We start from the raw sequence: 11,758 nt of genomic DNA on the forward strand, positions 1-11,758 counted from the left end.
ACACCATCATCATCGATGAAGCGCATGAGCGCAGCCTGAATATCGATTTTCTGCTCGGCTATCTGAAAGAGCTTCTGCCGCGCCGTCCGGATCTAAAAATTATCATCACTTCGGCGACCATCGATCCGGAGCGTTTTTCAAAGCATTTCAATAATGCCCCGATTATCGAAGTCTCTGGTCGAACCTATCCGGTGGAAGTTCGCTATCGTCCAATTGTTGAAGACGCAGATGACACCGAGCGTGACCAATTGCAGGCAATTTTTGATGCCGTAGATGAGTTAGGCCGTGAAAGTCAGGGCGACATTTTGATCTTCATGAGCGGCGAGCGCGAAATCCGCGATACCGCCGATGCGCTGAATAAGCTGGATTTGCGCCATACCGAAGTGCTACCGCTTTATGCGCGTCTTTCCAACAGCGAGCAGAACCGTGTGTTCCAGTCGCACAGCGGTCGCCGTATCGTGCTGGCGACCAACGTGGCGGAAACCTCGCTGACCGTTCCGGGGATCAAGTATGTGATTGATCCGGGTACTGCGCGTATCAGCCGTTACAGTTACCGCACCAAAGTTCAGCGCTTGCCGATTGAACCGGTGTCGCAGGCCTCTGCCAACCAGCGTAAAGGCCGTTGCGGTCGTGTTTCGGAGGGGATCTGTATTCGTCTGTATTCCGAAGACGATTTCCTGTCGCGCCCGGAGTTTACCGACCCGGAGATTCTGCGTACCAACCTGGCGTCCGTTATTTTGCAGATGACTGCCTTGGGGCTGGGCGATATCGCGGCGTTTCCGTTTGTTGAAGCGCCGGATAAACGTAACATTCAGGACGGTGTACGCCTGCTCGAAGAACTGGGGGCGATAACCACCGACGAACAGGCAACCGCTTACAAACTGACGCCATTGGGCCGTCAGCTCTCGCAACTGCCGGTGGATCCACGCCTGGCTCGCATGGTGCTGGAAGCGCAAAAACATGGCTGCGTACGTGAGGCGATGATTATCACCTCGGCGCTGTCTATTCAGGATCCGCGCGAGCGCCCGATGGACAAGCAGCAGGCCTCCGACGAGAAGCATCGCCGTTTCCACGACAAAGAGTCTGATTTCCTCGCATTTGTGAATCTGTGGAACTATCTCGGCGAGCAGCAGAAAGCGCTGTCGTCAAACCAGTTCCGTCGTCAGTGCAAACTTGATTTTCTGAACTACCTGCGCGTGCGTGAATGGCAGGATATCTACACGCAACTGCGTCAGGTGGTGAAAGAGTTAGGGATTCCTGTTAACAGCGAACCCGCTGAATACAGAGAGATCCACGTCGCGTTGCTGACCGGTTTACTGTCACATATCGGGATGAAAGATGCCGATAAACAGGAATTTACCGGGGCGCGTAACGCTCGCTTCTCGATCTTCCCAGGCTCTGGTCTATTTAAAAAACCGCCGAAGTGGACGATGGTAGCGGAGCTGGTGGAAACCAGCCGCCTGTGGGGACGTATTGCTGCACGCATCGATCCTGAGTGGGTCGAACCGGTTGCCCAGCATCTGATCAAACGTTCATACAGTGAACCGCACTGGGAACGTGCGCAGGGCGCAGTGATGGCAACAGAAAAGGTTACCGTCTACGGTTTACCGATTGTTGCAGCCCGTAAGGTGAACTACAGCCAGATCGATCCCGCGTTGTCGCGTGAACTGTTCATCCGCCATGCGCTGGTGGAAGGCGACTGGCAAACGCGCCATGCGTTTTTCCGTGACAATTTGAAGTTACGCGCTGAGGTGGAAGAGTTAGAGCACAAATCGCGCCGTCGCGACATTCTGGTTGATGATGAGACGCTATTTGAGTTTTACGACCAACGCATCAGCCATGATGTAGTCTCCGCGCGTCACTTTGACATCTGGTGGAAAAAGATCAGCCGTGAAACGCCGGATCTGCTCAACTTTGAAAAGAGCATGCTCATCAAAGAGGGTGCGGAAAAAATCAGTAAGCTGGATTACCCGAACTTCTGGCATCAGGGCAATCTCAAACTACGGTTAAGTTACCAGTTCGAACCCGGAGCCGATGCGGACGGTGTGACCGTACATATTCCGCTCCCGCTGCTCAATCAGATCGAAGAGAGCGGTTTCGAATGGCAAATTCCGGGGCTGCGCCGTGAACTGGTTATCGCCCTGATTAAGTCTCTGCCGAAACCGGTGCGACGCAACTTTGTGCCCGCGCCGAACTATGCGGAAGCGTTTTTAGGTCGCGTCACGCCGCTGGAACTGCCGCTGCTGGACTCGCTGGAGCGTGAACTGCGCCGCATGACCGGCGTGACCGTTGACCGTGAAGACTGGCATTGGGATCAGGTGCCCGATCACCTAAAAATCACCTTCCGGGTAGTGGATGATAAGAACAAAAAGCTGCAGGAAGGACGTTCGCTGCAGGATCTGAAAGACGCACTGAAGGGTAAAGTGCAGGAAACATTGTCTGCGGTGGCGGATGACGGTATCGAACAGAGCGGGTTGCACATCTGGAGCTTCGGTCAGCTTCCGGAGAGTTACGAGCAAAAACGCGGTAACTATAAGGTAAAAGCCTGGCCAGCGCTGGTGGATGAGCGTGACAGCGTTGCCATCAAACTGTTTGATAACCCGCTGGAGCAACAGCAGGCGATGTGGTGCGGTTTACGCCGCCTGTTGTTACTGAATATTCCTTCACCAATCAAATATTTGCATGAGAAACTGCCCAACAAAGCCAAGCTGGGGCTGTATTTTAACCCGTACGGTAAAGTGCTGGATTTGATTGACGACTGTATATCCTGTGGTGTGGATCAACTGATCGACGCCAACGGTGGGCCGGTGTGGACCGAAGAAGGCTTTGCGGCGCTGCATGAAAAAGTGCGGGCTGAACTGAACGATACGGTGGTGGATATTGCTAAACAGGTCGAACAGATCCTGACCGCGGTGTTTAATATCAACAAACGTCTGAAAGGGCGCGTGGATATGACCATGGCGCTGGGGCTTGCGGATATCAAATCGCAGATGGGCGGGCTGGTGTACCGTGGATTTGTTACCGGCAATGGTTTCAAGCGTCTGGGCGATACGCTGCGTTATTTGCAGGCTATCGAAAAGCGTCTGGAAAAACTGGCTATCGACCCGCATCGTGACCGTGCGCAGATGCTGAAAGTGGATAGCGTGCAGCAGGCCTGGCAGCAGTGGTTCAATAAACTGCCTCCCGCGCGCCGTGAAGATGACGATGTCAAAGAGATCCGCTGGATGATAGAAGAGCTGCGCGTCAGCTATTTTGCCCAGCAGCTTGGTACGCCGTATCCGATTTCCGATAAACGTATTTTGCAGGCGATGGAGCAGATTTCGGGATGAATCGGTACCAGACAGCATACCGGGTAAGGTGACGTCACCGCCCGGTATGCAACCCGATAAAGTATTAAGATCAGGAGTCATGAGTATGAGCCAGTTTCCGACACTTTCCGCAACCACGCTTGCGGCGATCAATACCGTAGGGCGATGGTTGGCGCAGAATGATTTTACGGGGAATATCACCGTTCAGTCAGATTGCGTGATTCTGGCAGGGAACGCGGTTATTCCGACCATCGACGCCGCCTGCCGGATCGCGAAAGAGCAACAGGTTCCCTTGTTGATTAGCGGTGGCATCGGTCACTCCACACGATTTCTGTATGACGCGATTGCAGAGCATCCTCGTTACAGCATCATTCGTACCACCGGGCGCGCGGAAGCGGCGATCCTTGCCGATATCGCACATCAGTTCTGGCAAATCCCAGGTGAGAAGATTTGGGTGGAAGACCAGTCAACAAACTGCGGTGAGAATGCCCGTTTTAGCTGTGCATTATTGAATCAGGCGACGGAAAGTATTCATACCGTCATTGTGGTACAGGATCCCACTATGCAACGTCGCACGATGGCAACCTTTCAGCGTGTAACCCGCGATGAGCCGCATGCGCCGCGCTGGTTGAGTTTCCCTGGATTCATCCCTGAGCTGGCCCAACAGCAAGACGGCGTGGATTTTGTGCTAGCAGCAGAAGGTTTGTGGTCAGTGGATCGCTATCTGTCTCTCATAACCGGTGAGCTTCCTCGCCTGCGTGATGATGCCACCGGTTATGGGCCGTGCGGCCGCGATTTTATCGCCCATGTTGATATTCCTCAGAACGTTGAGCAAGCCTGGCAGCAGTTGCAAAATGACATCGTGCTGACTGACTTACTGGAGAGCCGCTCTCTGTAATTCCTGTTGCCCGTTTGTCGGCGTTTTGCGGCAAACGGGCAAAAATCACACCTGTTTTTTCCCTTCATCATCACTTTGCCAGACGCTTTTATGAAGCCGCTCACAGAACAGCCACTCCAGCCATAATACGACCTGCATGATTGATATTAATTAACAATAGTTTTACTTGTTAAAAACAAATCAATCACAGGAGAGCCGCATGTCAGTACCCGTACAACATCCTATGTATATCGATGGGCAGTTTGTGACCTGGCACGATGATGCCTGGATTGATGTCGTCAATCCGGCCACGGAAGAGGTGATCTCGCGTATTCCCGATGGACGTGCCGAGGATGCGTGTAAAGCGATCGATGCTGCACAGCGCGCTCAGCCGCAATGGGAAGCGCTGCCCGCCATTGAACGGGCGAACTGGTTACGCAAAATTTCTGCGGGTATCCGTCAGCGAGCCAGTGAAATCAGCGCGCTGATTGTGGCGGAGGGTGGAAAAATACAGCAACTGGCTGAGGTCGAAGTCTCGTTTACCGCCGACTATATCGATTACATGGCGGAGTGGGCGCGTCGCTATGAAGGCGAGATCCTGCAAAGCGATCGTCCGGGTGAGAATATTCTGCTGTTTAAGCGCGCTTTGGGCGTGACTACGGGCATTCTGCCGTGGAACTTTCCATTTTTCCTGATTGCCCGCAAACTGGCTCCCGCACTGTTGACGGGTAATACCATTGTCATTAAGCCGAGTGAATTTACACCGAATAACGCCATCGCCTTTGCCAAAATTGTTGATGATATTGGCTTGCCGCGCGGCGTATTTAATCTGGTGCTGGGACGTGGTGAAACGGTCGGTCAGGCGCTGGCCGCAAACCCGAAGGTGGCCATGGTGAGCATGACCGGTAGCGTCGGGGCGGGTGAGAAAATTATGGCTGCGGCGGCTAAAAATATCACCAAAGTTTGTCTGGAGTTGGGCGGCAAGGCCCCGGCTATCGTGATGGATGATGCCGATCTTGAACTGGCCGTAAAGGCAATTGTTGACTCGCGGGTGATCAACACCGGACAGGTATGCAACTGTGCCGAGCGCGTGTACGTTCAGAAAGGTATTTATGACCAATTCGTCAATCGTCTGGGTGAGGCGATGAAAGCCGTGCAGTTTGGCAATCCGGCTGAGCGCAATGATATTGCAATGGGGCCGCTGATTAACGCCGCTGCGCTGGAGCGTGTAGAACAGAAAGTTGCACGAGCGGTGCAGGAAGGCGCCAGAGTGGTGCTGGGCGGTAAGGCCGTTTCCGGCAAAGGGTATTACTATCCTCCGACGTTACTGTTAGACGTGCGCCAGGAGATGGCGATTATGCACGAGGAGACGTTTGGTCCGGTGCTGCCGGTGGTAGCGTTTGATACGCTGGAACAGGCGCTGACGATGGCCAATGACAGCGATTACGGTCTGACCTCATCGATCTATACGCAGAATCTGAATACGGCGATGAAGGCGATCAAAGGGCTGAAGTTTGGCGAAACCTATATTAATCGTGAAAACTTCGAGGCGATGCAGGGCTTTCATGCTGGCTGGCGCAAGTCCGGGATTGGCGGGGCTGACGGTAAACACGGTCTGAACGAATATCTGCAAACGCAGGTGGTGTATCTGCAGTCCTAAGTTTTCGCCGGGTGAGCCTGTACGCCACCCGGCGCAATTCTCACACTTTGCTGGCGATCCATAAGAATAAGCCGGGTGAGCAAAAGTTAATGAATTTTTAACAAAAGCCCGTTATGGTGACGCATTATTGTTTTTATTCAGGAAGTGTTATGGGGAATAAGTATTCTGGCCTGCAAATTGGCATTCACTGGCTGGTCTTTTTGTTGGTCATTGTGGCCTACAGCGCTATGGAGTTTCGCGGATTTTTCCCGCGCAGCTATCGTCCCTTATTTAACATGGTGCACGTATCCTGTGGCATCACTATTTTAACGCTGATGGTGGCGCGTCTGCTGGTCAGGCTAAAATATCCGGCACCGCCGATTGTGCCAAAACCGAAGCCGATGATGACCGGAATGGCGCATCTGGGGCATCTGGTTATCTATCTGCTGTTTATTGTTCTGCCGATTATTGGACTGGTGATGATGTACAACCGGGGTAACCCGTGGATTGCATTCGGCATCGTTATGCCGCATGCGGCAGAGGCCAATTTTGATGTAGTGGATATGCTGAAGTCCTGGCACGTGACGCTGGCAAATCTGGGCTATTTTGTTATTGCTCTGCATGCCGCTGCGGCCCTGATGCACCACTATTTCTGGAAGGACAATACGCTGCTACGCATGATGCCGCGAAAACGCTCCTGATGTAATGCCCCGCAAATGCGGGGTATTTTTTTAGCCGATTATTTTTCCAGACATCATAAAAACTTACCGACAAGATGGTTAAACAACGTCCAGTTCATCACACTCGCTACTTGATTGCTGCTCTTATTAAAACTACTGTATATAAATACAGTAAATGAGAGGCAGATTATTATGTTGTTTTTCCAGCCTGCGGAACGCCGCGAAATTAAACACTTTCCGTTATTTAGCGATCTTGTGCCCTGCGGTTTTCCATCTCCTGCACAGGACTACGTTGAGAAACGTATCGACCTCAATGACCTGCTGGTACGGCATCCCAGCGCAACCTATTTTGTTAAATCATCTGGCGACTCTATGAGGGGAGCAGGGATCGGCGAGGGGGATTTACTGATTGTCGACAGCGCCAGAAAACCTGCCCATGGAGACATCGTTATTGCCGCCGTTGAGGGCGAATTCACCGTTAAACGCCTGCAATTACATCCGGTGGTGATGCTGAAGCCAGAGAACAGCGCCTACGCGCCGATCATGATTAGCAGCGAGGACACGCTGGATATATTTGGCGTGGTGACATTTATCATTAAAGCTGCGGGATGATGATGTTTGCACTGGTGGATGTTAACGCGTTTTATGCCAGCTGTGAGTCGGCATTCCGGCCTGATCTGAAAGGGAAGCCCGTTGTCGTTCTTTCAAATAACGATGGTTGCGTTATTGCCAGCAGCGTAGAGGCAAAGGCGCTTGGCGTTAATATGGGCGCTCCGTACTTCAAACAGAAAGATCTGTTCAGGCGCTATGGCGTGTTCTGTTTTAGTTCGAACTACGAACTGTATGCGGATATGAGCAGCAGGGTGATGTCGATTCTGGAGGAGTTGTCGCCACGCGTGGAGATATACAGTATTGATGAAGCCTTTTGTGATTTAACGGGCGTGCGAAACTGCAGGGATCTTACGGATTTTGGTCAGGAAATCAGAGCAACCATTTTGCAGAAAACACGTCTCACGGTTGGGGTCGGCATCGCTCAGACCAAAACCCTGGCCAAACTGGCGAACCATGCGGCCAAAAAGTGGCAGGAACAGACGGGCGGAGTCGTGGATCTCTCAAATATTGAACGCCAGCGTAAGCTGATGGCAGCACTCCCGGTTGATGAAGTCTGGGGCATCGGACGCCGTATCGGCAAGAAACTGGACGTCATGGGCATTAAAACGGTTCTCGACCTGGCGGATACCGATATTCGCTTCATTCGTAAACATTTCAGCGTCGTGCTTGAGCGAACCGTCCGGGAATTGCGCGGTGAGCCTTGTCTGGCGCTGGAAGAATTTGCGCCGGATAAGCAGGAAATTATCTGCTCAAGATCGTTTGGTGAAAAACTCACGGATTACAACGCCATGAGAGAGGCCATTTGCACCTATGCTTCACGTGCTGCGGAAAAGCTGCGCAGAGAACACCAGTACTGCCGGTTTATCTCTACGTTTATCAAAACCAGTCCGTTTGCCCTGAATGAACCTTATTACGGTAACAGCGCATCGATAAAACTGCTGACGCCAACTCAGGATAGCCGGGACATTATTACAGCAGCCACGCGCAGCCTGGACGCCGTTTGGCGAGAGGGGCTACGTTATCAAAAAGCGGGCGTTATGCTGGGGGATTTTTTTAGCTCTGGCGTTGCACAGCTGAATCTTTTTGATAATAACGCCCCGCGGCGTAACAGCGATAAATTGATGGACCTACTGGATACTCTTAATGCTGAACAGGGGAAAGGAACGCTCTACTTTGCCGGGCAAGGGATACAGCAGCCGTGGGCGATGAAGCGAGACATGCTTTCACCACGTTATACAACGAGATACAGTGATTTGCTGCGGGTAAATTGATAGCCAAACAAGGCTTCCGCCCACCTTATTTATACCGGATCAATTATCCTTTCAATGACAGGACGTTGTAAATTGCCAACGATTCCATAACCTTGGATACCTTTCCAGCGCGGCTAAATTAGCGCTCCTTTAATACTTCGATAAGATACAAAGTTGATATTCAAAAAGTTGGATTGTTGTGAACTCAGGAGTAGGATTATTTCTATCTGATAGAACCAGTTATCGAACTGGCTTATACGAGTTGTTTGTTTTTCACTTACGAAAAGGTGGTGCTGGTAATGAGTACATTCATCATTCGTTTATTATTTTTTTCTCTCTTATGCGGTTCTTTCTCAATACATGCTGAAGAGCCGAACGGTATGAAACTTGAGCGGGTTGTGATAGTGAGCCGTCATGGAGTAAGAGCACCTACGAAGTTCACTCCAATAATGAAAGATGTTACACCCGATCAATGGCCACAATGGGATGTGCCGTTAGGATGGCTAACGCCTCGTGGGGGAGAACTTGTTTCTGAATTAGGTCAGTATCAACGTTTATGGTTCACAAGCAAAGGTCTGTTGAATAATCAAACGTGCCCATCTCCAGGGCAGGTTGCTGTTATTGCAGACACGGATCAACGCACCCGTAAAACGGGTGAGGCGTTTCAGGCTGGGTTAGCACCAAAATGTCAAATTCAAGTGCATTATCAGAAGGATGAAGAAAAAACTGATCCTCTTTTTAATCCAGTAAAAATGGGGACATGTTCGTTTAACACATTGAAGGTTAAAAACGCTATTCTGGAACGGGCCGGAGGAAATATTGAACTGTATACCCAACGCTATCAATCTTCATTTCGGACCCTGGAAAATGTTTTAAATTTCTCACAATCGGAGACATGTAAGACTACAGAAAAGTCTACGAAATGCACATTACCAGAGGCTTTACCGTCTGAACTTAAGGTAACTCCTGACAATGTATCATTACCTGGTGCCTGGAGTCTTTCTTCCACGCTGACTGAGATATTTCTGTTGCAAGAGGCCCAGGGAATGCCACAGGTAGCCTGGGGGCGTATTACGGGAGAAAAAGAATGGAGAGATTTGTTAAGTCTGCATAACGCTCAGTTTGATCTTTTGCAAAGAACTCCAGAAGTTGCCCGTAGTAGGGCCACACCATTACTCGATATGATAGAGACTGCATTATTGACAAATGGTACAACAGAAAACAGGTATGGCATAAAATTACCCGTATCTCTGTTGTTTATTGCTGGTCATGATACCAATCTTGCAAATTTAAGCGGGGCTTTAGATCTTAACTGGTCGCTGCCCGGTCAACCCGATAATACCCCTCCTGGTGGGGAGCTTGTATTCGAAAAGTGGAAAAGAACCAGTGATAATACGGATTGGGTTCAGGTTTCATTTGTTTATCAGACGCTGAGAGATATGAGGGATATACAACCGTTGTCGTTAGAAAAACCTGCCGGCAAAGTTGATTTAAAATTAATTGCATGTGAAGAGAAAAATAGTCAGGGAATGTGTTCGTTAAAAAGTTTTTCCAGGCTCATTAAGGAAATTCGCGTGCCAGAGTGTGCAGTTACGGAATAAGTAACTAATTACTATATATAGCGTATTAAAAAATAGAAACCCCCGGTTTGTAGTCGGGGGTATTCGTATTGTTCATAATTACATGAGTCTTCAACTGACTGTTCTTTGCGAGTGACAAACCAGTTACGCTGCTCCAGAAAAAATCCGGACTGTTCAGCTATGCAGAATACATCGACAAAGCGCTCGGTGTTGCGGCTCTAAAACCGCTTTACACGGTGATATGTCCACATATATCTAAATGTGCTGTTTGTGCAACTCATTAAAGAATAACAAGTTATTTATTTTACAATTAGTTAAAAAGACTGATAGTATACCCCCCTATAGTATTTGGAGGGCGTATGCCGCATTCACCCGAAGATAAAAAACGCATTCTCACCCGTGTACGCCGTATTCGCGGTCAGGTTGATGCGCTTGAGCGCGCGCTGGAGTCCGGCGAGCCGTGTTTGGCTATCCTGCAACAAATTGCCGCCGTGCGCGGCGCATCCAATGGCCTGATGGGCGAAATGGTTGAGATCCACCTGAAAGACGAACTGGTCAGCGGGGAAACAACCCCAGACCAGCGTGCCGTGCGCATGGCTGAAATCGGCCATCTTCTGCGTGCTTATCTAAAATAACACCATCACCTCGCAATAATGGGAAGAGACAAATGAAATCACGTGCAGCAGTTGCATTCGGCCCCGGCCAACCGTTAAAAATTGTCGAAATCGATGTCGCACCGCCAAAGAAAGGTGAAGTGCTGGTTAAAATTACCCACACAGGCGTGTGCCATACTGATGCTTTTACGCTCTCAGGCGACGATCCGGAAGGGGTTTTCCCGGCGGTGCTCGGCCATGAAGGTGGCGGCATTGTGGTTGAAGTGGGTGAAGGCGTTACCAGCCTGAAACCGGGCGATCATGTGATCCCGCTATACACCGCAGAATGTGGCGAGTGTAAGTTCTGTAAATCGGGTAAAACTAACCTGTGTCAGGCCGTACGTGCGACCCAGGGCAAAGGTCTGATGCCGGATGGCACAACCCGTTTCTCGTATAACGGCGAGCCGATTTATCACTATATGGGCACCAGCACCTTCAGCGAATACACCGTTTGCGCGGAGATCTCTCTGGCGAAGGTTAACCCGCAGGCTCCGCTGGACAAAGTGTGTCTGCTGGGGTGTGGCGTGACCACCGGTATCGGAGCGGTCCATAACACCGCAAAAGTGAAAGAAGGCGATACCGTCGCCGTATTTGGTCTGGGTGGTATTGGCCTGGCGGTGATTCAGGGCGCGGCGCAGGCGAAAGCCGGGCGTATTCTGGCCGTTGATACCAATCCGGAAAAATTTACGCTGGCAGGTGAAATGGGCGCGACCGATTTCATCAATCCGAAGGATTACGACAAACCGATTCAGGATGTGATTGTCGAGCTTACCGATGGCGGCGTGGACTTTAGTTTCGAATGTATCGGTAACGTTAACGTGATGCGCGCGGCGCTGGAATGCTGCCATAAAGGATGGGGCGAAAGCATCATTATTGGCGTGGCAGGAGCCGGACAAGAGATCAAAACACGCCCGTTCCAGTTAGTTACCGGGCGTGTCTGGCGCGGTTCCGCGTTTGGCGGCGTGAAGGGGCGTACTCAGCTTCCTGGTATGGTTGAAGATGCGATGAGCGGGAAAATTCAGTTGGATCCGTTTATTACCCACCGTTTACCGCTGGAGCAGATTAACGACGCGTTCGATTTAATGCATCAGGGTAAATCCATCCGTACCGTTATCCACTTTGGCGATAACTAATTCATTGGCCAGCGGATTTCTCCGCT

At 50.8% G+C, this 11,758-nt stretch carries 9 protein-coding genes; all 9 read left to right on the forward strand.

What is annotated here, in order from left to right:
- Positions 1-3,329, forward strand: a 3,329-nt coding sequence (hrpA, locus tag FDW87_RS10430) for an ATP-dependent RNA helicase HrpA (protein WP_137379728.1), incomplete at its 5' end; no start/stop codon positions are given.
- 85 nt (positions 3,330-3,414) lie between these two features.
- Positions 3,415-4,206: a YdcF family protein gene (locus FDW87_RS10435; protein WP_137379716.1), complete on the forward strand. Its 792-nt coding sequence runs from the start codon at positions 3,415-3,417 to the stop codon at positions 4,204-4,206.
- Positions 4,207-4,405: 199 nt separating this feature from the next.
- Entirely contained in the window at positions 4,406-5,845 is a 1,440-nt protein-coding gene (gene aldA, locus FDW87_RS10440) for an aldehyde dehydrogenase (RefSeq protein WP_016153178.1), read from the forward strand.
- A gap of 149 nt (positions 5,846-5,994) precedes the next feature.
- On the forward strand, positions 5,995-6,525 hold the full coding sequence (gene cybB / locus FDW87_RS10445) for a cytochrome b561 (protein WP_019076843.1): 531 nt from the start codon (positions 5,995-5,997) through the stop codon (positions 6,523-6,525).
- Positions 6,526-6,696: 171 nt separating this feature from the next.
- Entirely contained in the window at positions 6,697-7,116 is a 420-nt protein-coding gene (locus FDW87_RS10450; protein ID WP_016153176.1) for a translesion error-prone DNA polymerase V autoproteolytic subunit, read from the forward strand.
- 2 nt (positions 7,117-7,118) lie between these two features.
- Complete coding sequence (locus tag FDW87_RS10455) at positions 7,119-8,387, forward strand: Y-family DNA polymerase (protein ID WP_047499135.1); 1,269 nt, start codon at positions 7,119-7,121, stop codon at positions 8,385-8,387.
- Positions 8,388-8,665: 278 nt separating this feature from the next.
- Positions 8,666-9,967 (forward strand): AppA family phytase/histidine-type acid phosphatase, encoded by a 1,302-nt coding sequence (locus FDW87_RS10460; RefSeq protein ID WP_137379717.1) that lies wholly within the window; start codon positions 8,666-8,668, stop codon positions 9,965-9,967.
- Between the two features lie 338 nt (positions 9,968-10,305).
- On the forward strand, positions 10,306-10,581 hold the full coding sequence (locus FDW87_RS10465; RefSeq protein ID WP_003833178.1) for a metal/formaldehyde-sensitive transcriptional repressor: 276 nt from the start codon (positions 10,306-10,308) through the stop codon (positions 10,579-10,581).
- Positions 10,582-10,613: 32 nt separating this feature from the next.
- Entirely contained in the window at positions 10,614-11,732 is a 1,119-nt protein-coding gene (locus FDW87_RS10470) for an S-(hydroxymethyl)glutathione dehydrogenase/class III alcohol dehydrogenase (protein ID WP_016153173.1), read from the forward strand.
- The last annotated feature ends 26 nt before the right edge of the window (positions 11,733-11,758 follow it).

The sequence above is a fragment of the Citrobacter sp. wls826 genome (assembly GCF_005281245.1).
GTDB lineage: Bacteria > Pseudomonadota > Gammaproteobacteria > Enterobacterales > Enterobacteriaceae > Citrobacter > Citrobacter braakii.